The organism is Paenibacillus dauci, from assembly GCF_000971985.1.
Taxonomy (GTDB): domain Bacteria; phylum Bacillota; class Bacilli; order Paenibacillales; family Paenibacillaceae; genus Saccharibacillus; species Saccharibacillus dauci.
The window spans coordinates 1,202,245-1,225,343 of the sequence record NZ_LAQQ01000001.1 but is presented as its reverse complement, the minus strand read 5'-3'; the positions used below and the strand labels follow the sequence as shown (position 1 = coordinate 1,225,343).

Sequence of the window (23,099 nt, the reverse complement as noted above, 5' to 3'; positions counted from 1 at the left end):
ATTCATAACCATCAAGCCAATTGGCGAGGAGAGTACTGGAATGAAACGTTCGTTATTTACAGGTATTACTATAATCATAGTAGCCGTATTCGTTATCGGCTATTGGGGCTACACTCATTTTAATCAAAAGATAAGTATTCATGAACAGAAATCCATGCCTTCTACTTCTGTTCATAGTCTGATGATCCATACCTCTGCTCCTGATGTCGAACTGCTGCCTGGAGAACAGGATCAGATTACCGCTACGCTGGATGGCAGTATATATGCCAATTCCAAAGAAAAATATTCATTCACAATGGTACCGGAACAGGGCGTTATGAATATCCAGATGGATACACAAAATAATAGACTGGGTATTCAATTGGATCCTCTCGATAATCTAAAACTGAAAATAAAAGTTCCATCCAAAATATGGAACGAGATTACAGTCATAACTTCATCGGGTCAAATCAACCTTCATGATGTGTCGGCTAACAAGATAACGACGGAGTCCAGTTCCGGAGAGCAGCAGATCTCCGGATTACAAATTGCGGGCACGGCTCTTTTCCAGACTACCAGCGGCAACATTACAGCAAAGGATAATGATATCGCAGCGGCCGCATGGGAAACGACCAGCGGGACGATTCGCTCAGTGCAGTTATCCGGCCAGCGTACACAGATGACAACTTCATCCGGTGAAATCGAATATATTGAAGGTCAACCGGTATCGGATGTGCAGCTGACTACTTCAAGTGGTGATGTGAACGCCGAGATTAGATCTGCCAGTAATTCATTGCAGCTGCTATTTACAAGCAGCTCGGGAACAGCAGATATCCAGATGAACAAAATGACGTTCAAGGAGAACTCCGAGCACCATATACGGGGTGTGATAGGGACTGGCACAGTTCGGCAGCAGATTACGGTAAGTACCAGTTCCGGTGATATGAGGATGAGCCAATTATAGTGTACATCTGCTTAACGATTATGCAGCAGGTTTTCTTTTTTTGACCACCGGATATTTCTTTCATTGACTTTACCGGCTAACTTTTTTACAATAAAACCATTGTTACAACCGGACAGCATCTGCTGACTGGTCCATACTTAATGCTCAGTGAAAAGGAATAGTAATATCAGCAAGCATTACATAGAGAGTCGGCGGCTGGTGCAAGCCGATATGATGCTGGTGTGAACTCGCCTTGGAGATATGTGTCAGGAATCATGGGGTTGATCCGAATATTCATTTGGATGAATATAACCAATTCTGAAACACATCGGCTTCCTACCGTTATCAGGCAACTAAGTGAGTGAATGGTGAAGCATACCTGTTCGCTAACTAGGGTGGTACCGCGAGATTCAACCTCTCGTCCCTAGCGATAATATACGCTGGGGACGGGAGGTTTTTTGTTGCTTTCGGACATAGAAGCTGTGTCGTCCGGATGGAGAACAAAGCGCAGCATATGGATAATGGCATTACCGGAACAACCATACTTACTAAGAGGAGGAAATAATATGACAGAAGTACACACGTCCCAGCCGGGATATCGTCCGCAGGAATTGGAACCCAAATGGCAAGGCTATTGGGATGAGAACAAAACATTCAAAACAACCGAGGAGCCGGGCAAACCGAAGTTTTACGCGATGGACATGTTTCCTTATCCATCCGGCGCCGGTCTGCACGTAGGTCACCCGGAAGGCTACACAGCGACAGATATCGTTTCTCGCTACAAGCGTATGCAGGGCTACAATGTGCTGCATCCGATGGGCTGGGATGCATTCGGTCTGCCGGCCGAGCAGTATGCGATCGATAATGGCGGTCACCCGCGTGAATTTACCATTCAGAATATTAATAATTTCCGCCGTCAGATCAAGTCCCTTGGTTTCTCCTATGACTGGGATCGCGAGATCAGTACAACCGATCCGGATTATTACAAATGGACCCAGTGGATCTTTATCCAGCTGTATAACAAGGGCCTGGCTTATATCGCCGAGATTCCGGTAAACTGGTGTCCGGCACTGGGTACGGTACTGGCGAATGAAGAAGTTATCGATGGCAAGAGCGAGCGCGGCGGTCATCCGGTTATTCGTCGTCCGATGCGTCAATGGATGCTGAAGATTACCGAATATGCAGATCGTCTGCTGGAAGATCTGGATGAGCTGGACTGGGCAGAAAGCATCAAGGATATGCAGCGCAACTGGATCGGCAAATCCAAAGGTGCAGAAGTTACTTTCCAGGTAGATGGTACAGAAGAAGAGATTCGCGTCTTCACCACTCGTCCGGACACCCTGTTCGGAGCTACTTACTGTGTACTGGCACCTGAACACCCGCTGGTAGAGAAGATTACAACGGCTGACCAGCAGGATGCAGTCAAAGCGTATCAGGAGAAAGCTTCTCACAAGAGTGACCTGGAACGTACGGATCTGAACAAAGACAAGAGCGGTGTATTCACAGGCGCTTACGCAGTGAATCCGGCTAATGGAGAGAAACTGCCGATCTGGATCGCGGATTATGTACTGGCTGCCTATGGTACCGGTGCAATTATGGCGGTTCCGGCTCATGATACACGTGACTGGGAATTCGCGCAGAAGTTCGAACTGCCGATTATCGAAGTGGTTGCTGGCGGCGATGTGACGAAGGAAGCTTACACCGGCGAAGGCGAGCACGTGAATTCCGCTATGTTGAACGGTATGCAGATGGAAGAAGCAATCTCTACCATGATTCAATGGCTGGAAGAAAACGGCAAAGGCGAAGGCAAAACGACCTACCGTCTGCGTGACTGGCTGTTCAGCCGTCAGCGTTACTGGGGTGAGCCAATTCCAATCCTGCATCTGGAAGATGGCACGATCAAGCCGGTACCTGAAGACAGCTTGCCGCTGTTGTTGCCGGATCTGGAAGAAATCAAGCCATCCGGTACAGGAGAATCACCACTGGCCAATGCAACCGATTGGGTCAACACCATCGATCCGGAAACAGGCATGAAAGCACGCCGCGAGACCAACACGATGCCACAATGGGCAGGGAGCTGCTGGTATTACCTGCGTTATATCGATCCGAAAAACAATGACGAACTGTGCTCCAAGGAAAAGCTTGATTTCTGGATGCCCGTTGACCTGTATATCGGCGGAGCCGAGCATGCGGTACTGCATTTGCTGTATGCACGTTTCTGGCACAAAGTACTGTACGATATCGGCGTAGTCAATACCAAGGAGCCTTTCCAGAAGTTGATTAACCAGGGCATGATCCTCGGTACCAACAACGAGAAAATGAGTAAATCCCGTGGTAATGTCATTAACCCGGATGATATTGTGAATGAGTATGGTGCGGATACGCTGCGTCTGTATGAGATGTTCATGGGACCACTGGAAGCCACCAAGCCATGGAACGAGAATGGTGTCGAAGGTATGCACCGCTTCCTGGCACGTGTATGGCGTTTGTTTATCAATGAAGAAGGTGGCATCAGCTCCAAGATTGTCGACAACGGTAGCGATGACAACTTCAAACGTACCTGGCACAAAACGATCAAAAAAGTAACCGAAGATATGGAAAATCTGCGCTTCAATACGGCGATCAGCCAGCTGATGATCTTTATCAACGAAGCTTACAAAACGGATGAGCTGCCTCGTGAGGCGATGGAGAACTTCCTCCAGCTGCTGTCTCCTCTGGCTCCTCATATTGCCGAAGAATTGTGGTCCCGCCTGGGTCATAGCGGCGGAATCACCTATGTAGAGTGGCCGAAGTACGATGAAGCCTGGACAACCGAATCCGAAGTAGAAATTGTTATCCAGATTACCGGCAAAATTGTACAGCGTGTTAATGTAGCCAAAGATATGGACGCCAAAGCAATGGAAGAATTTGCGATGTCCCTCGATGCGGTCAAACAGGCGATCGAAGGCAAAACGGTTCGCAAAGTTATTGCAGTACCGGGCAAACTGGTTAACATTGTAGCCAACTGATTAAGCATTTCTTTGTCATAAAAAAACAAGCCTAACGGTTAGCCATACAGATGCCAGCAATTTATGTTTAATCGAATATCTATCGAATAGTTAACATTTAATAAGTATTACCTCCTATGCGATGGGAGACCAATTACCGGGATACCCGGTAATGAACCGGGTCCCGACAAACAGAGGTGCAGGTATGAAACGTAATATGATGTGGATAGCAGCCGTGTCGGCTGTACTTGGAATCGGTCTGATCTGCTTTGGAGCAGGACAGCCGGACGATCAGGGAACTTCGTGGGTGGTGCTGAACGAACGAGCATCAGCTTCACTCACCGAGAATCCGCCGGCTGATCAGGCAAAGAAACCTGCTGCGAATGCGCTGCCCAATGCTGGAGCTGCTGCTCCGCAGCCAGTCAGTGCCCCGCCGGCAGTGTCATCAATTCCCGCCGATCAGCTGTCTTCCTCAGCCAATCAGACTTCAGAACAATCGGAGGCTTCGCTGAAGAGCAAGGATCAACAAGCAGTCGTATCCGGTTCACCGACCGGTACAGCTGCTGCTTCAGCAGGGTCGTCTGCAGAAGCAGGGAACGGCACTGATTCGTCCGTTACCGGTACAGCACGCCGTTCAGGTGAGACAAGCTCCCGATCGGGTTCTGCTGTCGAATCTCCCGCCAGCGCTAACCTGGCAGAAGATACATCCGGCAGAATTAGCATCAACCAGGCAGGCTTAACCGAACTTACTGAACTGCCCGGAATCGGCGAAAAGAAGGCACAGGCTATTATCGATTACCGTAATGCACACGGTCCTTTTCGAAGTGTAAGCGAACTGGACAATGTCAAAGGGATCGGCAGCAAGATGCTTGCCAAACTGCTGCCATACGCAAGGCTTTAGATGGTTAAGGAGGAAGACCAGGATGCGTAAAGACTGGGATACGTACTTTATGGATATTGCGCATATGGTATCCACACGTTCACGCTGTCCGCGCCGTCACGTGGGATCTGTACTTGTACAGGGCAAAAAGCTGCTCGGTACTGCGTATAATGGAGCACCGATGGGTGTGCCGGACTGCTCGGAAGCAGGCTGTATGATTTCCGAAGAAGTGGAACTGGTCATATCCGGTGGCATAGAGACCATGGTCAAAAAGCAGCGCTGCATTCGTACCATTCATGCCGAGCAGAATCTGCTGCTGTTTACCGACCGCGCAGACCGGGAGGGCTCGACAGTATATGTAACGGATGAGCCGTGCTGGACATGTGCCAATATGCTGGCCAACAGCGGGATTATCGAGGTGGTCTATCACCGCGCCTATCCCAAGGACACCCGTAAAGTACATGAAATGATGCGTCAGAAAGGAATCGTATTTCGTCAGCTGCAGGCTTATGAGCCTCCGCAGCAGACTGTAGTTATTGATTAATGGAATAACATGATTTGCCATGCATACAAGCACTGTCTGTTATCTCTCATCGCACAAGAGAATACGAAGTAGAACATAATGGAAGAACCATTATTCGATCCTCCGGATGTCCGACATCCTGAAGAGAAGATAATGGTTCTTTTTTTGTGCTGTTATTTGGAGAATATACCTCAAATCTTGCTGATATATGTTTATGCAGGTGAAGTTGATGATTATAAAGGATTCTCCCATACCTCTGCTTCTATACCATTATTCTCTCTGTGTGATGGGATGGTATCAAGAACGATCTGCAAATTTGATAGTCAAAAGGAGAAGCAATGAAAACAAGACCACTGGTTGCACTCTGTACAGCCTGGGTTACAGGCTGTACGTTTGCAGCTGTTTTACAATATGGAGGCTTTGGATGGGGATTGCTGGGTCTGCTGCTGATCGCAGGGGCGCTGTGGATTAGCCTCCCGGTTCATAGGCGTTCTATTCTGATTCTGGGCTTAACACTTGTCTGTGCTGCCGTATACTGGAATTGGAATGACAGACATAACAATAGCATTCTTCCTTCATTGCTTCAGCAGTCGCCGCAGCAGATGAACGAGCAGCCCGTTCAGACAGAAGGCGTGATTACCAATCTGCCGGAGATCGATGGAGACCGGGTCAGCTTTCGGATGAAGCTGTATGTACTGAAGCAGTTGGGAGCAGCCAGTAGTCTTCCACAACCGGAGACAGTCATGGTCCAACTGAAGCTGACTGCTCGTCAGGAGCTGCAGGAGGCAGCCAATTGGCAGCGTGGAGATCGAATCGCTCTACGTGGAACCTGGAAAATGCCTGGTGAAGCCCGCAACTTTGACGCTTTTGATTATCGTCGTTATTTACGGACCCAGTATATTCACTGGATGATCAAAGCCGAGGGCGCTTCTGCTATACAACCTTCTGCACTTACGGTCAATGGGCCTGCGTCCTGGAGTTGGCAACTGCTGCGCTGGAATGATCATACCCGTCAGATACTCGGCAGCAGGATTGAACAGATTTTTTATACTGAAGACAATGGTTATATGAAAGGACTGCTGATCGGGGATGCGGATGATATAGACCCCGAGCAGTTCGCTTCTTTTTCAAGACTTGGCCTAACACATATTCTGGCGATATCGGGACTGCATGTAGCGATCTATACCGGTCTGCTGCTCTGGCTGTTTCGCAAAATAGGTCTGACAAGGGAAAGAGCCTGTCTTGTGGTTATGCTGCTGCTTCCTGTCTATGTGCTGTTAACCGGAGCCTCGCCTTCTGCTATCCGGGCAGGTATTATGGGAATGATTGCTCTCTATGCGGCCAGTCGTGGATTACTTAAGGATGGACTGCATATTTTATGTGCAGCCTGCTGGGGGATGCTGCTGTATGAACCGTATTTTCTGCTAAATGTAAGTTTTCAGCTTTCTTTTGCTGTAACGGCAGGATTAATTCTGTATGTACCATTGATGCAGCCTTTGCTGCAAAAATTGACTTCCCGTCTGGCTGGCCCGATAGCAGTTACGCTGGTGGCGCAGCTAATTTCGTTTCCGCTGACGATTTATTATTTTAACCAGTTCTCGCTATTGTCATTCGCAGCCAACTTTCTGCTGGTTCCTGTATCGAGTATGATTGTGCTGCCGGTAGGATCGATAGCCCTGGTACTTAGCTATGGCTGGCTGCAGGGGGCGATATGGCTTGGAAGTATCGTCTCCTGGATCAATATCCTATCGTTTCGGATGATTGATTGGCTGGATGGGCTACCAGCTATGTTGACGATCTGGCATGCTCCGCCGCTCACTTGGATACTATTTTATTATGCAGTCTTATATATGTTGCTTCGCTACGGCAGTGACTTACTGGGATGGAAAAAGGAACAGATTTCTGGTGACAGCAATCCGTCTGATCGTCTACATACTGCAATATCAGGCATCGGAGATATACATCCTACAGCGCCTCTGCCTCCGGTACATCGAAGCATGAGAGAGAAACAATATGGAATATATAGTCACAAATCATATCGTATGATGTCACCATGGCTCCGTCGCCGAATAATCGGAATATTGATATCGCCATGTCTGCTGCTTGTTTTAGTAATCTATGCATATCTCAGTCCCCTGCAGCATGGGGATGGTATTGTACAGTATCTGGATGTAGGTCAGGGAGACAGTATTTTGATTACTACTCCGGGTGGCAAGCATATTCTGGTGGATGGCGGCGGCACGATGGATTTTGGGCAAAAAGGGCAGGAATGGCGCAAACGCAAAAATCCGTATGAGATCGGGCTCAAACTGCTGGTTCCTCTGCTCAAGCAAAGAGGCATTCATCAGCTGGATGCCGTTATTCTGACACACGGCGATCATGATCATGCAGGCGGACTGCTGGCAGCAGCAGAACAGATACCGATTCGCCAGTTTGTATTCAACGGGACGATGCCCAAAGGCAGTGGATTGGACAAATTAATACAGGTGCTGCTGGAGAAGAAAGTTCCGATATATGGTTCCCTGCCAGGACTGAAGCTGCAGCCAGATCAGCAGACAGAACTTTCTTTTCTGGCGCCGATTGCTGTTACTTCTGGTACAGGAGTGAATACCGAATTGTCCAGTGATACCGAACAGCCTGCTACTCGCTATGCAAGTGCGGAGCAGTTCAGTAATCTTCCAGCAATCCAGCCCCTTCCACGCAAAGAAGAGCAGAATCATTATTCGGTCGTTTTTTTGATGACGATGAATTCACGTCGGTTTTTGTTTACAGGCGATGCCGATCAGACGCAAGAAAAAGGAATCCTCTATGATCTGACATCCAGATACCAATCGCAGCCTCTCCTGAGGCAGCAGAATCAGCAGCAAACTTCCGATAATCCAACCACCTCTGTACCTGTGGATGTGCTCAAAATAGGTCACCATGGCAGCCGAACATCTACTTCAGCAGAATGGCTTCATTACTGGCAGCCTGCATTGTCTGTAATTTCGGTCGGTCAATATAATACCTATGGGCATCCTACCGAGGAAGTACTGGAACGAATCGAGGAAGTTGGCTCCGATGTAGCACGTACAGATCAGAATGGTGAAGTGCAGATAAGGGTAAATGCAGATGGTCAATTGCTGCGGCGCACGCTGCTGCCTTCTCCTGTATCATCGAAATAGCAGAAATTTCGTCGACCATATATCAAACTCTTTTACTCGGTAAGTGACTTCAGCCCGTAGCCCAAAAAGCTGCGGGTTTTTAAAGTTATGGCCCAGAAGATGACGAACAGGTCGGATTTTGGTATCCTGAATACAGCTCTCATCCGTATTGACGCCGCAATTGCTCCAAATTCGCTCCAAAAGTGATCTGGAAATGGCCTGGATTCGAATGTTTCCTACATAGGGTAAGTGTTTACAAAGCCATTCATCAGTATCTTCCGGGATGCATCAATAAATTGAAATTATTTTAAAAGTACTGCAACAATTAGACGGTGTTATACGTCTAGGGGTTGTAAGGAGAGGGGGATCCTCCGTGGTGGAGCAGGGACTCATCAAGGCCGCCCAAGAGGGAGACCGAGATGCTCTAATCACCCTATTAAGAGAGATAGAACATCATGTGTACAAAACAGCTTACTACATTTTGAACAATGAACAGGATGCTCTGGATGCGGCTCAAGAGGCACTGATCCGTATTTACACCAAAATCGGTTCCTACGAAGAAAAAGCACAATTCAAGACCTGGGTACAGCGAATCGTGACGAATATTTGTATTGATAAATTCAGACGCAGTAAACCTACCGTTTCCATTGAGGAACACGAAATGGTGTTCGAAGGTCATGACGATGTAGAGCATGAAGTGATGCGCGCCTATACATCCAAGGATGTGCGGGAAGCGATCAATCAGCTGCCGGAACATCATCGTACCGTGATTGTACTCCGGTATATTCAGGACCTGTCTTACAATGAAATTGCGGATTGTCTGGATCTACCTTTGAATACAGTAAAATCGTACCTGTTTCGAGCCCGGCAACAATTACAGAATCTGCTAGCAGATTATGAGAAAGGAGGAATGATTGGATGAAACGTGAAGTAGCGGAAGAGTGGATGAGCCGCTATTTGGACGGTGACCTGAATGGGGAAGATACGAAAGCCTTGTTCCGTTATATGGATGAGAATCCAGATGCGGCAGAGACATTCCGGATTATGACGGCTTTATCGTTACGCCTGGAAAAGTTACCTGATGTCACACCAAAGTACAGCCTGGTAGATGCTATTCTGCCACAGCTCGATCTGCTTGATGAAGAACGGCGTGCAGAAAGTGCTTCCGAGATCGGTATTATGGAACCACAGCAGAACGATCAGGATGAATTGGCAGAACGCCGTCGTCAGCGTCGAACCTGGCGTGAACGACTGCCGGTACGTACAATCGGTGGTATCGTTGCTGCCGGTGTGGTACTGGGTGTATCGATCGCCAGCTATGAACCCAAAACACTTACCGACGCAGGAGCGCCTTCTTCACCATTCACTTACAAGCAGCAGGAAGAAGCCCAGCCGGACCCAGGCAGTATCTCTTCACCAGCGAATACAGAAAGTACTCTGGATTCGCCGGAATCAGATCAATCGTCTACCGGAAGTCAGGAACCATCCAATGGCAAGGATATCAAGGAACCTGAGACTTCATCCAATACGCCTTCTGCAAGTGAGAGCACGAAGACACCTCCAGCTTCCAAAGAGCCGGAGCGCAGCGTGACTCCACAGGAAAGTACCAATACACCGGATACCCGCGAGGAGCAACCTCCTGCATCGGGTAACCGTGGTGGAATTTCTTCAGGGGACAATGGAAATTCGTCAAATGATCGCTCACAGCAGCCAGCTTCGAATCCGAAAGTATCTTCCGAGAAGGACTCCAGTCCAGCAGACAGCACCAAAGCACCGTCTGCAGATACGGGTACTGCGAACAAAGATACGGCTCAGGATAAGCAAAGCGCAGCGGATAGCAATCCGGAATCAACCGATGCTCCTTCGATGCAGTCGCAGGAAAGCACTACACCTGATCCGAATGCATCCAGTAGCGATACACCAAAAGCGGATAATGCGCCAGCAGATACGCCTACACTCGAAACCAAGAGTACCGAACGTTCTTTGCTACCTTCTACTCCTAGTGTGAATGCACCGAAGCAGGAGCAGGAATGGAAGTCTCCTGGTGCAGATTATACGGTCGTACTCACGACAGATAATATTCTGCGGCTGGATAGTATCGCAGAGGATAACGTGAATGGACGTACGGTTGTCTCTTCCATTACGCTGAAGGGGAGCTTGGTCAGCGGTAGATGGTCGGATGATGGCAAAATATTCACTTATCAGGTTAACGAAAACGGCATAAGCAAAACGTACAAAATTACGATCGGTAACGATTAACAAGAGAGATAAAAAGGTTAGAATGACCTGGAATCCTGCCGTGCTGGTATACAGGCAGGATACGGGGTAAAGCATCCTGTAGATAAAATATAGTACATTGCTGAAATAAAGGGCTTTCTGCGAGAAAAAGCAGGAAGTCCTTTGTCGTCTGTTCCTTTTTCCGTTACAATAATGATATTGAAATCAGGAGGAACGGAATATGGATCTGAAGACAGCAAGTAAAGACATTCAAAATAACAAACCTGCCGCTATCTATGTATGTTACGGTGCGGAGAAATACCGGATCAAGGAATTTATCGACTTTGCGACCCAGCAACTGATTGAGCCGGAGCATCGCGATTTTGCGCTGGCGCATTATGATCTGTCGGAGACGGCTCTCGAAACAGTCGTAGAGGAAGCGGAAGAGATTCCTTTTATGGTGCCGCGCAAGCTGATTATTATCAAGGATTCTTCAGTGCTCACAGCCGGCAAGGATAATAGCAAGCTTGAACACCGGGTAGAATCGCTGCTGCGCTATATGGAAGAGCCAGCCGAGTACTCCATTTTGCTGTTTTGGGTCAATGGAGAGAAACTCGATGAACGCAAAAAAATCGTTAAAGCGATCAAAAACCATGCCTGTGTACTGCCGTTTCAGCCGATGGGAGCCGAAGAGCTGCTCGGCTGGCTGATCCGCCATGCCAAAAAGCAGGAATGCGAATGCTCTACAGCAGCAGCTGAAGCGCTCGTACAGTCAGCAGGCACGGGACTGGGGATTTTATCGGCAGAAATGGATAAACTCTGTCTGCACGCAGGCAGAGGCGGTACGATCACTGTAGATAGTGTGCAGCAGCTGGTTGCCCGCAGTACCGAACAAAATGTATTTATGCTGGTAGAGCAAATTGCAGCGGTACGCCTGGAACAGGCATTGACTATTTTCTACGACCTGCTCAAGCAGCGCGAAGAACCGATCAAGATTGCTGCCCTGATTGCCCGTCAGTTCCGGATTATGCTGCAGGTAAAAGAGCTATCGGGACAAAACTATTCCCAACAGCAGATCGCTTCACAGCTTGGTCTGCATCCATATGCGGTCAAAATCGCTGGTGAACAATCCCGCAAATTCGAAAGCCAGAAGCTGCGCTCGATCGTCGCTCATCTGGCCCGGCTCGATTACCAGATGAAAACAGGTGCTATTGATAAGGTACTCGGACTGGAAATGTTTTTGCTGCGGTTGGGTGCGTAATCGAACTTAAATAAATCAAAAAAAGCTCAGGAGCATAAATCCTGAGCTTTTTTAATCATGATCAGTAGAAGTGTGGACTCGGTATACGAATAAAATTCCCGACCAGGTGCCTGGTTATAGGCTAACAGAGAGTAGTGAGATTATTGTATTGAGATATTTATTTTCTGTACCACAACAATAAACCCCTGACCGGAGAACCGATCAGGGGTTTATATTAATCAAGCTTAGGCTTGGCTGGAAATTGCGTTCAGTTTCTTAGCCAAACGGGATTTTTTACGAGCAGCCGCGTTTTTGTGGATATGGCCTTTAGATACAGCTTTATCAAGGCTTTTGGAAGCAGCAGCAACAGCAGTTTTTGCAACTTCAACATCAGTATTCACAAGTGCAGTATCTGCAGCTTTCACGCTAGTACGCAGAGCGGACTTTTGTGCAGCATTCAGAGCACGACGCTTTTCGCTAGTTTTTACACGTTTTACTGCGGATTTAATGTTAGGCATTACATTCACCTCCTGTAAAGCATATACGGTTCATCGTTAAGACTCACAACTCTAAATATTTTAGCATGGACTATTATCAAATGCAATACTATCTTACTTGTAGAAATTTATTCCCGATAATCCTTTCATTTTACTTCCTGTTGTGGGATTGCTGGGATATCAACCAACTGCTATAATAAATTGATTAATGGAATGGTTGACCTTTCAAGTAGGACCGGACCATCAGCATTATATTTCAGGCTTATGTTGGGGGTAAGGAATGACTGATATTGCAGCAAGACAGCAAAAAATTCGTAATTTCTCAATTATTGCGCATATAGACCACGGTAAATCAACACTGGCTGACCGTATTCTGGAGTACACTGGCGCACTGACTTCACGCGAAATGCAGGAACAGGTACTGGATCAGATGGACCTGGAGCGTGAACGCGGAATCACTATCAAACTGCAGGCAGTACGTCTGACGTACAAAGCCGATGATGGCGAAGAGTATCTGCTTAACCTGATCGATACACCGGGACACGTCGACTTCACGTATGAGGTATCCCGTAGTCTGGCAGCCTGTGAAGGCGCTTTGCTGGTCGTGGATGCCGCACAGGGGATTGAAGCACAGACGCTGGCGAACGTGTACCTGGCACTCGATAATAACCTGGAGATTCTGCCGGTTATTAACAAAATTGACCTGCCAAGCGCTGATCCGGAGCGTGTAAAGCAGGAAGTAGAAGATGTTATCGGCCTGGATGCAAGTGAAGCCGTACTGGCTTCAGCCAAAGCAGGAATCGGAATCAAGGAAATCCTGGAACAGGTTGTAGCGAAAGTTCCTGCACCAACCGGTGATCCTTCGAATCCATTGAAAGCGCTGATCTTTGACTCGCATTATGATCCATACAAAGGGGTTATTATTTACTCCCGGATCGTGGACGGCAAAATCAAAGCCGGCTCCAAAATCAAAATGATGGCTACCGGCAAGGAATTCGAAGTTATCGAAGTCGGTGCCTTTATGCCGCGTATGACGATTGTCGATGAACTGAATGTTGGCGATGTTGGCTTTATTGTAGCGGGTATCAAGACTGTGGGCGATACGCGTGTCGGGGATACGATTACCGATGCGAAGAATCCAACCCTGGAACCATTGCCGGGTTATCGTAAAATCAATCCGATGGTATATTGCGGTCTGTATCCGATCGAATCGTCCGACTATGTAGATCTGCGTGAAGCACTGGAGAAGCTGCAGCTGAATGATGCTTCCCTGAGCTTTGAACCGGAATCATCCAGTGCCCTGGGCTTTGGTTTCCGTTGTGGATTCCTTGGACTGCTGCATATGGACGTTATCCAGGAGCGGATCGAGCGCGAATTCAATATTCCGCTGATCACGACTGCACCGAGCGTTATCTATCATGTGACGCTCACCAATGGAGACGTTATCACTATTGATAACCCATCCAACTATCCGGAGCTTGGACGGATCGAGTATGTGGAAGAGCCTTTTGTCAAAGCTTCCATTATTGTACCGAATGACTTTGTAGGAACCGTAATGGAGCTTTGCCAGACCAAACGCGGTGAATTTATCAATATGGAATATCTGGATACAACCCGTGTTACGATTACGTATCAGGTGCCATTATCCGAGATTGTATATGACTTCTTCGATCAACTGAAATCCAGCACCAAAGGGTATGCATCCTTTGACTATGAGATTTCTGGTTATCGCAAGTCCAATCTGGTCAAAATGGATATTCTGCTGAACGGCGAACAGGTCGATGCATTGTCCTTTATCGTTCACCGGGATCGTGCGTATCATCGTGGACGGATTATCTGTGAGAAGCTGCGTGAGCTGATTCCACGCCAGATGTTCGAAATTCCGATTCAGGCTTCTGTTGGTACCAAAGTCGTTGCCCGTGAGACCGTCAAAGCGATGCGTAAAAACGTTCTCGCCAAGTGTTACGGCGGTGACATCTCCCGTAAGCGTAAATTGCTGGAGAAGCAAAAAGAAGGTAAAAAACGTATGAAACAGGTCGGTAACGTAGAAGTTCCTCAGGAAGCCTTTATGGCGGTACTGCGTATCGACGACTAGTCTGTCCTATAATCAATTTGTAGCGGTGAGACAAGGGAGGGCCTGGCAACAGGCTTTCCCTTTTGTCCATTGCACTGTTAAATTTGCAAAAGCTTCATCTAACCATGACCATATCCTGGCACTTACAGCCAGGTTCAAAATAGAATGACGGGGAGGAGAAGAGTCATGAATAAACCATTGAATAACGACGCGCCCCGTGCGATATACATGCACATTCCGTTCTGCACGAATAAGTGCTTTTACTGTGACTTTAATTCTTATGTTCTCAAAGACCAGCCGGTAATGGATTACCTGCGTGCTTTGGAACGTGAGATGGAATATACGGTGCAGCAGCATCCGCCGGGCACCATTGATACGATCTTTGTTGGAGGAGGTACGCCTACTGTCCTCAAAAATGACGAGATGGAATATTTCCTTAAGTCGATTCGCACGTATTTCCCGAATTGGTCGGATAATATTGAATTTACGATGGAAGCCAATCCGGGAACAACGGATGCAGACAAGCTGGCAATCATGAAAGAAGGCGGCGTCAACCGTGTCAGCTTCGGCGTACAGGCTTTTCAGAATGAACTTCTGACCGGGATTGGACGTATTCATAACACAGATGATGTGTACCGCAGTCTGGAGAATGCCCGCAAGGTGGGACTAAACAATCTGTCGATCGACCTGATGTTCGGATTGCCTAATCAGACGCTGGATATGCTGTCCTACAGCGTAGATCGTGCACTGGAGCTGGATCTGCCGCATTACTCTATTTACAGTCTCAAAGTAGAAGAGAATACGCTGTTCCATACCATGTTCCAGAAAAATCAGCTGCCGCTGCCGGATGAAGAGAGCGAGCTGAATATGTATCTACTGCTGATGGACAAAATGAAAAAAGCTGGTTATGAGCAGTATGAGATCAGCAATTTTGCCAAACCGGGTTATGGTAGCCGTCACAATATGACGTATTGGCGCAATGAAGACTATTATGGTCTGGGTGCAGGAGCACATGGCTATGTTGCCGGAGAGCGTCATATGAATATCAAAGGTGTCAATCCGTATAATGAAGCTGCCCAGCAGGGTCTGCCGCGTCTGGATCATGCCGAGATTGATCGCAACGAGGCCATGGAAGACTTTATGATGGTAGGACTGCGAATGCTGGAAGGCGTATCCAAGGAACGCTTTGCCCGTCAATTTGATGGTCAGCAGCTGGATGATGTATTCCAGGCACAGATTCGCAAGCTACTGAATGGTCAACTTCTGGAGCCTACTGATACCGGCTATCGCTTAAGTGAGAAAGGCCTGCTTTTTGGTAATGATGTGTTCGGCGAGTTTGTCGGCAGTCTCGTAGAAGAGACCGTATAATTTAAATATAGTTATTTATCGCCAAGCGCTGATTCCTTCTGGAGTCAGCGCTTTTTTGTATATTTTATAGTTACTTAGAATTGATTTTTTGATATGATCATATAGGAAGAAATTGTAAAAATAAAAGAGGTGAATTGTATGAGTTGGACTGATCCGCGTATTATTCCAAATGAGTACAATGATGAAGCCAAAGAAATTGATCATCAATTGATTGGACTTATTAAACAGCGGCGCAAATTGTCTGTAGGTAAACGCTTTTTTCCACCGGAGGAATATTTGGAACAATGGTCTGAAGAATTTTCCATGGATATTGATAAGGTACGTTTTATTCTGCAAAATCTTGAAGAGAATCGTTATTATTATTTGCCGGATGGCCCCGGCGCCTTGAAAAGTGTCATTCCAATGATGAAGAAAACGGTATCTGGTGAGTGCGAGTACACATTGACCCATATTATGCAGTATGAGCTTGGGAGCGTTATTAAAATAGATATTAAGTACCTTGGTGAAAATCCAGATGGGGTCATGTTAAAAATGAATCTAATGCTTGAGGTTATCAGTGAGCAAATCTATCAAGTAAATCACAATGGAAGCCATGGAGGGGGAGGTTATGGTTATATTGAATTTATGGTCGTTCCTGCGCTGCCGGATCAATTGGAAGGTATCGAGTTTTCACTGGTGCGTTCACTTGATCTTTTTGCCTATGAGCCCAGAGAAGTGATATTAAATCAGCAGGTTGATTTCTAGGCTATAAATGACAATCGAACGGAAAATACTTATTAGGCGATAAAAGAAGCTGCACATAGCTCTATTCATATACAGTTTCTTTATATATATTGCTTTAGTTGATTGAATAAAAATCTGAAGTTTAAATATGATGTATAAAATGCAGCGATTTGATTTAGAAAATGTATTTTACAAAATACAAGAAAACACGTCCGCAAAGTAATGAAACATCTGCTTACTTCATATAAATAAAGGATCAACGCTAATTATAGAATAGGATCTCCTGAAAAATAATTATTCTTTTTTGAATAAATCTATTGAATTTAAATTTGTATCATTGTATATTTATACGTATTCATTTGACATTTTATCCGTTGTATTCACATATATGAATCGCTTTTTCAAATCAACCCAGGCAGATTGCTGATCGCATTCTGACCGATCCGCATCGCGACACGAGGAGGAACGTATTATGCAGGCTGTAGTTACGTGCAGAGCAGCTGTACCCGAAGATGTAGAATCTCTCTATCAATTAATTTCAGGTTATGCTGAGCGGGGTATTATGCTTCCGCGTTCCCGTGAAGCGCTGCATCGGCAACTGCAGCATTTTGTAGTGGCAGAGATCAATAATGAACTGGTAGGCTGTGGCTCCCTGTGTCAGCTTGGGCAAGAACTGGTAGAGATTCGCTCGCTGGGCATTTCAGAGGGTCATAAAGGCCAGGGAATAGGCTCCCATCTGGTCGATAAGCTGATGGAACATGCAGCCGCACGTGGATTACGCAAAGTAATGGCGCTGACCTATGAAGTCTCCTTCTTTGTAAAGAATGGCTTTGAAGTAGTGGACACCAGTATTTTCCCGGAAAAAGTATGGGCAGACTGCAGACATTGTCCCAAACAGGATCGTTGTGACGAGATCGCTGTACTCAAAGTTCTGGATATCTGATAACGACATAAATATTCACCCGCTGCAGTCATTCTGTATGCGGGTATTACGATTTTACAAAACAACAACAGTAAAATAGCCAAACTGACTTGACAATAAATGAGGCAGTTTGGTATTTTTGTATTAGTCGTTAGCACTCAACATTAGTGAGTGCTAACGAGGTGGATATCTTTCTCTACAAGGAACCGGTATATCCCTTATGTTGTTTCTGTTCGGGGAATCCGATTTGTAGTTGGAACGGACCCTGAATCAGAAAAACAGCATCGGCGCATATGGCCCTGATCCTCGCGGAATGGATATCATACAAAAAGGAGGGAGCCTCATGTTAACCGAGCGTCAAAAAATGATTCTGAATGCAATTGTGGATGATTACATTCGTTCGGCGGAACCTGTCGGGTCCCGTAGCATATCCAAAAGAGGCGATGTGAATTACAGCCCCGCGACCATTCGCAATGAAATGGCCGATCTGGAGGAACTGGGATTCCTGGAACAGCCGCATACCTCAGCCGGACGTATTCCTTCCCAAAAGGGATATCGTTATTATGTGGATCATCTGTCCCCGGTTGAAGCGGTCAACACCGCCGAAGTCAAAGAACTGAAGCGTTTCTTTGCTGAAAAGCTGTCCGCAGCGGAACAGCTCATGCAGCATGCTGCAATGGTGCTGTCCAATGTGACCAACTATACTTCCATTTTACTGGGGCCTGAGGTATTCCATACCTCACTGCGTCATTTCCAGCTGCTGCCACTGGATCATGAGACAGCAATTGCTATTATGGTTACCAGTACAGGACAGGTCGAGAATCGCAAAATCCGGATTCCCGAGAACGTGTCCGCTTCCGAACTGGAACAGATGGTGAATCTGCTCAACAGCAGACTGGTAGGCGTGCCTTTATATAAATTAAAAACCCGCATTTTCACGGAAATCAGCGAAGAGATGCAGCGCCATCTGGAGCATTATGAAGAAATGATGTCCACGCTGAACTCGGCATTTGATCACGAACAGGAACAGAAGATTTTCCTGAGCGGTGCGACCAATATGCTGATTCAACCGGAATTCAGGGACATGGACAAAGTCAAAAGTATTCTGGATTTGCTGGAAGAGACGCCGACGCTTACCCGCCTGATGGCAGAAGCTTCTGCTCCCCATGGCATACAGGTACGTATTGGTGCAGAGAATGCGCACCAGGCTTTTGAAAATTGCAGTCTGATTACAGCCACCTATGAGCTGGATGGCGAATCATTGGGTACTATTGGTATACTGGGACCTACACGCATGGAATATGCAAGAGTGATGGGCATTCTGAATATGCTCTCACACGATGTGACCCGAATACTCAAACAATGGTATCGTTAATTGTTCTCTCTGATGACTAACATATATCGTTTGAATGTATCAGGAGCTGTAGTATGAATCATAATGAATGACGAGCTATTATAAGGAGGTGAACAATCTTGAATAAAGAGCAATCCTTTCAAGAAAACAACAACCCGGAAGATCAGGACATGATGAATGATATCCAGGCTGAAGACAACAATGTGGCTGAAGAAACTGTAGAAAATGCAGACTCCACTACAACGTTTACAGCTGAGGAGTTAGTATCCCGTGCTGAGCTGGAGCGTGTGCAGGCACATGCAGATGACCAGACACAGCGCCTTTTGCGCGCGCAGGCAGACTTTGATAACTTCCGTCGCCGTACACAAAAGGAAAAGGAAGAACTGGCGAAGTACGCTTCTGCCCAGCTCATTACTGAACTGATCCCGGTTATTGATAACTTTGAACGTGCGATGGCAACCAAGCCGGAAAATCCGGAACTGGAATCTTTCTCCAAAGGCGTAGACATGATCTTCCGCCAGCTGTCCGACGTACTCAAAAATACAGGTCTGACTCCAATGGAAGCGGTAGGACAACCGTTCAATCCAGAATTCCATCAGGCAGTCATGCAGGTAGAGTCCGACGAATACGAAGAAGGAATCGTCGTGGAAGAACTGCAAAAAGGCTATGTACTGAAGGATAAAGTTATCCGTCCAGCGATGGTCAAAGTCAGTGGCTAAACGCTTGGCATTCGTAAGTGTAAGCAAGCAGCTGGTATGCTAAACGCAAACAAGCGCTTGGTGCTATAAACGTATACAAGTGCCTGGCGTTATACACCGAAGCTTCTATACTTCGATAAAAGTAATTTTGCTTGAGTAAAATATCTAACATTCTTTCAAAAAACATAGACGTTACAAGGAGGAAATTAAGCATGAGCAGAGTAATTGGTATCGACCTTGGTACAACGAATTCATGTGTGGCAGTAATGGAAGGCGGCGAGGCAGTCGTTATTCCTAACCCGGAAGGCGCACGTACAACCCCTTCCGTAGTTGGTTTCAAAAAAGACGGCGAGCGTATCGTTGGTGAAACAGCAAAACGTCAATCCATCACGAACCCTGATCGTACAATCAGCTCCATCAAGCGTCATATGGGTACAGATCACAAAGAAACTATCGATGACAAAAACTACAGCTCCCAGGAAATCTCCGCGATGATCCTGCAAAAGCTGAAATCCGATGCAGAAGCTTACCTGGGTCAAACAGTAACTCAAGCAGTTATCACGGTTCCAGCTTACTTCAACGACAGTCAGCGCCAGGCAACCAAAGATGCTGGTAAAATCGCTGGTCTGGAAGTTCTGCGTATCGTCAACGAGCCGACAGCTGCAGCACTGGCATACGGTCTGGAGAAATCCGAAGACCAAACGATCCTGGTCTATGACCTGGGCGGCGGTACATTCGACGTTTCCATCCTGGAACTGGGCGATGGATTCTTCGAAGTTAAAGCAACCAGCGGTGACAACCACCTTGGTGGTGACGATTTTGACCAAGTCATCATCGACTATCTGGTAAGTGAATTCAAAAAAGATCAGGGCATTGACCTGAGCAAAGATAAAGCAGCTGTACAACGTCTCAAAGACGCAGCTGAAAAAGCGAAAAAAGAACTGTCCGGCGTACTGACAACTACAATCTCTCTGCCATTCATCACGGTTGCAGACGGCGTACCTCAGCACTTGGAAGTTAACCTGACTCGCGCGAAGTTCGAAGAGCTGTCCGCTACTCTGGTAGAGCGTACACTCGGTCCTACTCGTCAAGCGATCAAAGACTCCGGTCTGAGCGCTAGCGAAATTGACAAAATCGTACTGGTGGGTGGTTCCACACGTATTCCTGCTGTACAGGAAGCAATCAAAAAACTGACTGGTAAAGAGCCTCACAAAGGCGTTAACCCGGATGAAGTTGTTGCACTGGGCGCAGCTGTTCAAGCAGGCGTACTGACTGGTGACGTGAAAGACGTAGTCCTGCTGGACGTAACTCCACTGTCCCTCGGTATCGAGACTGCTGGTGGCGTATTTACCAAAATGATCGAGCGCAACACAACGATCCCAACAAGTAAATCCCAAGTGTTCTCCACGTATGCGGATAACCAGCCTAGCGTTGAAATTCACGTTCTGCAAGGTGAGCGCGAAATGGCAGCCGGCAACAAAACACTGGGACGCTTCATGCTGGGTGATATCCCTGCTGCACCACGCGGCGTACCACAAATCGAAGTTAGCTTCGATATCGATGCCAACGGTATCGTTAACGTATCTGCAACAGATAAAGGTACAGGCAAGAGCCAAAAAATCACAATCACTTCTTCCAGCGGTCTGAGCGATGAAGAAGTAGAGAAAATGATGAAAGATGCTGAGCTGCACGCTGAAGAAGACCGTAAACGCAAAGAACTCGTTGAAGTTAAAAACAGCGGCGACCAGCTGATCTACCAAGTAGAGAAAACCATCAAAGATCTTGGCGAAAAAGCGGATGCTGGTGAAGTCGAAAAAGCAAATGCTGCCAAAGACAAACTGAAATCCACGCTTGAAGGCGAAGATGTAGAAGCGATCAAAGCAGCTACAGAAGAGCTGAGCACTGTTGCACAGGCTCTGGCAGTTAAACTGTACGAGCAGGCTGCACAGGAAGAACAAACAGCTGGCGGCGCAGAAGGCGCTCCGAAAAACGACAATGTCGTTGATGCAGAGTATGAAGTTGTAGACGAAGACAAAAAAGACTAAGCGTCGTCTGAATAAATCAGTACGCTTTTGTCAATAAAATCGATGTTTGCATCACAAAATATCGTATACAAAGCGCTGCGTATTACAGGCGCGATCAGCTAGTGCTTAAAATGGGAAGGTCAAAGCCGGGGCATCCCGTGCTTTGACTTTCATTTTTTATGTGAACATGGTATAACACACAGAGTGCTATATTACGGATAAATAAGACCGGTGTCCCCGGCATACCAATAGCAAACCGATAAAGGAGTGGAGGTGGACCGATGGCGGATAAGCGCGATTATTATGAGGTACTGGGTATAGGCAAAGATGCTTCCGAGGATGAAATTAAAAAATCCTACCGGAAGCTGGCACGCCAGTATCACCCGGACGTCAACAAAGAGCCGGATGCGGAAAGCAAGTTTAAGGAAGTCAAGGAAGCCTATGATGTACTGAGCGATTCATCCAAACGTGCACAGTATGATCAATATGGACACATCGATCCCAATCAGGGTGGATTTGGCGGAGGAGGATTCTCTTCCGGCGGATTTGGCGATATCTTTGATATGTTCTTTGGTGGCAATGGTGGCAGACAGCGTAACCCGAATGCACCGCAGCGTGGTAATGATCTGCAGTACACGATGAACCTGGAGTTCAAGGAAGCCATCTTTGGCAAAGAGACTGATATTACCATCAACCGTACCGAGAATTGTGATGTATGTGATGGTTCCGGCGCCAAGCCGGGTACCGAGCCGAAGACCTGTTCCGTATGTCATGGTTCCGGTCAGGAAGAAGTGGTACAAAATACGCCGTTTGGCCGTATGGTAAACCGCCGCAGCTGTTCCAACTGTGGAGGTACAGGTACCATTATCGAAGAGAAATGTAATAATTGCAGCGGTAGCGGCCGTGTAAGAAAGCAGCGTAAAATCCATATCCGTATCCCGGCAGGGGTGGATGATGGTTCACAGATGAGAGTGAATGGCGAAGGAGAAGGCGGTGTACGTGGAGGTCCTCCGGGAGATCTGTATATCGTATTCCGCGTGAAATCGCATGATTTCTTCGAACGTGAAGATGATGATATCTACTGTGAGATTCCGCTTACCTTTACCCAGGCAGCGCTTGGAGACGAAGTGGAAGTACCGACGCTGACCGAGAAAGTCAAAATCAAAGTACCTGCAGGTACCCAGACCGGCACTTATTTCCGCCTCAAAGGCAAAGGTGTGCCACGTCTGCGCGGTACTGGACAGGGTGATCAGCATATCAAGGTGGTCGTGGTCACTCCAAGTAACCTGACCGACGATCAAAAAGATCTGCTGCGTCAGTTTGGTTCACTGAGCGGCGAGAACACGCATGAGAACGAGCAATCTTTCTTTGACCGTGTAAAAAGAGCATTCCGCGGCGATTAAGCCAGCGTCTGATCAATATAATCGATGAATGAAACAGGATAAAGCGTCCCGGTTCTATCAAGAACCGGGCTTTATTTTGCCCAAACGTAACCCTTTTGAATTATAATGTTAATCTGTAGTACAA

Annotated in this window: 17 protein-coding genes and 1 other annotated feature; of the genes, 16 read left to right on the top strand and 1 reads right to left on the bottom strand. The window is 47.0% G+C overall.

The features are described 5' to 3' along the window. Positions 1-40 precede the first annotated feature (40 nt). The 8 genes from WH46_RS12665 to holA all read left to right on the top strand — a co-directional run bounded on the left by WH46_RS12665 (position 41) and on the right by holA (position 11,933). Positions 41-943: a DUF4097 family beta strand repeat-containing protein gene (locus WH46_RS12665; protein WP_046226899.1), complete on the top strand. Its 903-nt coding sequence runs from the start codon at positions 41-43 to the stop codon at positions 941-943. Between the two features lie 138 nt (positions 944-1,081). Then, positions 1,082-1,351, top strand: a binding site (T-box leader). 137 nt (positions 1,352-1,488) lie between these two features. Continuing rightward, positions 1,489-3,930, top strand: a complete 2,442-nt coding sequence (leuS, locus tag WH46_RS12660) for a leucine--tRNA ligase (RefSeq protein ID WP_046226898.1) — start codon at positions 1,489-1,491, stop codon at positions 3,928-3,930. A 184-nt stretch (positions 3,931-4,114) separates the two neighbouring features. After that, positions 4,115-4,810 carry a ComEA family DNA-binding protein gene (locus WH46_RS23385; RefSeq protein WP_231584328.1) on the top strand — a complete coding sequence of 232 codons (696 nt, stop codon included), beginning with the start codon at positions 4,115-4,117 and terminating at the stop codon, positions 4,808-4,810. Between the two features lie 22 nt (positions 4,811-4,832). Then, the gene (locus tag WH46_RS12650; RefSeq protein WP_046226897.1) at positions 4,833-5,333 is read left to right on the top strand and encodes a deoxycytidylate deaminase; all 501 of its coding nucleotides are present in this window, start codon (positions 4,833-4,835) and stop codon (positions 5,331-5,333) included. Between the two features lie 317 nt (positions 5,334-5,650). Beyond that, positions 5,651-8,476, top strand: a complete 2,826-nt coding sequence (locus tag WH46_RS12645; RefSeq protein WP_052714213.1) for a ComEC/Rec2 family competence protein — start codon at positions 5,651-5,653, stop codon at positions 8,474-8,476. Positions 8,477-8,828: 352 nt separating this feature from the next. Then, a complete protein-coding gene (locus WH46_RS12640; protein ID WP_017811864.1) occupies positions 8,829-9,377 on the top strand; it encodes an RNA polymerase sigma factor in 549 nt (182 codons plus the stop codon). Beyond that, a complete protein-coding gene (locus WH46_RS12635) occupies positions 9,374-10,714 on the top strand; it encodes an anti-sigma factor family protein (RefSeq protein ID WP_046226896.1) in 1,341 nt (446 codons plus the stop codon). The genes WH46_RS12640 and WH46_RS12635 overlap by 4 nt, the downstream gene beginning before the upstream one ends. A gap of 199 nt (positions 10,715-10,913) precedes the next feature. After that, entirely contained in the window at positions 10,914-11,933 is a 1,020-nt protein-coding gene (gene holA / locus WH46_RS12630; protein WP_046226895.1) for a DNA polymerase III subunit delta, read from the top strand. A gap of 224 nt (positions 11,934-12,157) precedes the next feature. Here holA and rpsT read toward each other — a convergent pair whose 3' ends face one another. Further along, positions 12,158-12,430, bottom strand: coding sequence for a 30S ribosomal protein S20 (gene rpsT / locus WH46_RS12625; protein WP_017811861.1), 273 nt, complete (start codon positions 12,428-12,430; stop codon positions 12,158-12,160). A 259-nt stretch (positions 12,431-12,689) separates the two neighbouring features. On the opposite strand from rpsT, the gene lepA reads away from it, so the two are divergent. The 8 genes from lepA to dnaJ all read left to right on the top strand — a co-directional run bounded on the left by lepA (position 12,690) and on the right by dnaJ (position 22,975). Beyond that, complete coding sequence (gene lepA / locus WH46_RS12620) at positions 12,690-14,504, top strand: translation elongation factor 4 (protein ID WP_017811860.1); 1,815 nt, start codon at positions 12,690-12,692, stop codon at positions 14,502-14,504. A gap of 165 nt (positions 14,505-14,669) precedes the next feature. After that, positions 14,670-15,851, top strand: coding sequence for a radical SAM family heme chaperone HemW (gene hemW / locus WH46_RS12615; RefSeq protein ID WP_156172256.1), 1,182 nt, complete (start codon positions 14,670-14,672; stop codon positions 15,849-15,851). A gap of 138 nt (positions 15,852-15,989) precedes the next feature. Continuing rightward, positions 15,990-16,595: a hypothetical protein gene (locus WH46_RS12610; protein ID WP_046226893.1), complete on the top strand. Its 606-nt coding sequence runs from the start codon at positions 15,990-15,992 to the stop codon at positions 16,593-16,595. 451 nt (positions 16,596-17,046) lie between these two features. After that, positions 17,047-17,517 (top strand): N-acetyltransferase, encoded by a 471-nt coding sequence (locus tag WH46_RS12605; RefSeq protein WP_046226892.1) that lies wholly within the window; start codon positions 17,047-17,049, stop codon positions 17,515-17,517. A gap of 322 nt (positions 17,518-17,839) precedes the next feature. Next, positions 17,840-18,871, top strand: a complete 1,032-nt coding sequence (hrcA, locus tag WH46_RS12600) for a heat-inducible transcriptional repressor HrcA (protein ID WP_017811856.1) — start codon at positions 17,840-17,842, stop codon at positions 18,869-18,871. Between the two features lie 98 nt (positions 18,872-18,969). Continuing rightward, complete coding sequence (grpE, locus tag WH46_RS12595; protein ID WP_082208395.1) at positions 18,970-19,569, top strand: nucleotide exchange factor GrpE; 600 nt, start codon at positions 18,970-18,972, stop codon at positions 19,567-19,569. 191 nt (positions 19,570-19,760) lie between these two features. Next, positions 19,761-21,593, top strand: coding sequence for a molecular chaperone DnaK (gene dnaK, locus WH46_RS12590; RefSeq protein WP_046226891.1), 1,833 nt, complete (start codon positions 19,761-19,763; stop codon positions 21,591-21,593). 260 nt (positions 21,594-21,853) lie between these two features. Further along, positions 21,854-22,975 carry a molecular chaperone DnaJ gene (dnaJ, locus tag WH46_RS12585; protein WP_017811853.1) on the top strand — a complete coding sequence of 374 codons (1,122 nt, stop codon included), beginning with the start codon at positions 21,854-21,856 and terminating at the stop codon, positions 22,973-22,975. Positions 22,976-23,099 lie beyond the last annotated feature (124 nt).

Bases quoted from the DNA above. Each gene is read 5' to 3' on its own strand.
- WH46_RS12610 (WP_046226893.1), top strand. From the start codon at position 15,990: ATGAGTTGGACTGATCCGCGTATTATTCCAAATGAGTACAATGATGAA.
- holA (WP_046226895.1), top strand. From the start codon at position 10,914: ATGGATCTGAAGACAGCAAGTAAAGACATTCAAAATAACAAACCTGCC.
- hemW (WP_156172256.1), top strand. From the start codon at position 14,670: ATGAATAAACCATTGAATAACGACGCGCCCCGTGCGATATACATGCAC.
- WH46_RS23385 (WP_231584328.1), top strand. From the start codon at position 4,115: ATGAAACGTAATATGATGTGGATAGCAGCCGTGTCGGCTGTACTTGGA.
- dnaK (WP_046226891.1), top strand. From the start codon at position 19,761: ATGAGCAGAGTAATTGGTATCGACCTTGGTACAACGAATTCATGTGTG.
- lepA (WP_017811860.1), top strand. From the start codon at position 12,690: ATGACTGATATTGCAGCAAGACAGCAAAAAATTCGTAATTTCTCAATT.
- WH46_RS12605 (WP_046226892.1), top strand. From the start codon at position 17,047: ATGCAGGCTGTAGTTACGTGCAGAGCAGCTGTACCCGAAGATGTAGAA.
- WH46_RS12650 (WP_046226897.1), top strand. From the start codon at position 4,833: ATGCGTAAAGACTGGGATACGTACTTTATGGATATTGCGCATATGGTA.
- leuS (WP_046226898.1), top strand. From the start codon at position 1,489: ATGACAGAAGTACACACGTCCCAGCCGGGATATCGTCCGCAGGAATTG.
- rpsT (WP_017811861.1), bottom strand. From the start codon at position 12,430: ATGCCTAACATTAAATCCGCAGTAAAACGTGTAAAAACTAGCGAAAAG.
- dnaJ (WP_017811853.1), top strand. From the start codon at position 21,854: ATGGCGGATAAGCGCGATTATTATGAGGTACTGGGTATAGGCAAAGAT.
- WH46_RS12635 (WP_046226896.1), top strand. From the start codon at position 9,374: ATGAAACGTGAAGTAGCGGAAGAGTGGATGAGCCGCTATTTGGACGGT.
- WH46_RS12665 (WP_046226899.1), top strand. From the start codon at position 41: ATGAAACGTTCGTTATTTACAGGTATTACTATAATCATAGTAGCCGTA.
- hrcA (WP_017811856.1), top strand. From the start codon at position 17,840: ATGTTAACCGAGCGTCAAAAAATGATTCTGAATGCAATTGTGGATGAT.
- WH46_RS12645 (WP_052714213.1), top strand. From the start codon at position 5,651: ATGAAAACAAGACCACTGGTTGCACTCTGTACAGCCTGGGTTACAGGC.